The following is a 446-nucleotide window of genomic DNA, read 5'->3' on the forward strand; positions in this document are numbered from 1 at the left end:
GCTTTAGTGCTTGGCTAAATTTATGGTGAAGCTCATTTTTTGCCTCTTCAGTAAAATAGATCATAACATTACGGCAAATAATTAAATCATATTGATTTCCGAAGCGATCCGCAAGTAAATTTTGCTGCCTAAATTCAACAGTTCTTTTAATTTCCTCTTTTACTTGATATCCGATTGGCTCTTTCACAAAATATCTTGATAATATATCTGCAGGAACTTCCTTTAATGAACGTTCCGTATATAATCCAAGTTTAGCGCGCTCAAGGGTTGCACGATCTAAATCTGTCGCCAATATTGACACATTTCTAATTGGCATAAATTTAGACATAACCATAGCTAATGTGTAAGGTTCTTCACCAGCAGAGCATGCAGCACTCCATAGTTTTAACCTGGAACGCCCATGTAAAAGCCTAGGAAGAATCTTCCGCTCGAGCACTTCCCATCTC

The 446-nt window shown here is 37.7% G+C and carries 1 protein-coding gene; it reads right to left on the reverse strand.

From position 1 onward, the window contains the following. Window positions 1–436: CheR family methyltransferase (locus KH400_RS21100; RefSeq protein WP_312889319.1), on the reverse strand; the 436-nt coding region annotated here is incomplete at its 3' end. Between the last annotated feature and the right edge of the window lie 10 nt (window positions 437–446).

The organism is Desertibacillus haloalkaliphilus (genome assembly GCF_019039105.1).
In the GTDB taxonomy this organism is placed as follows: Bacteria; Bacillota; Bacilli; order Bacillales; family KJ1-10-99; genus Desertibacillus; species Desertibacillus haloalkaliphilus.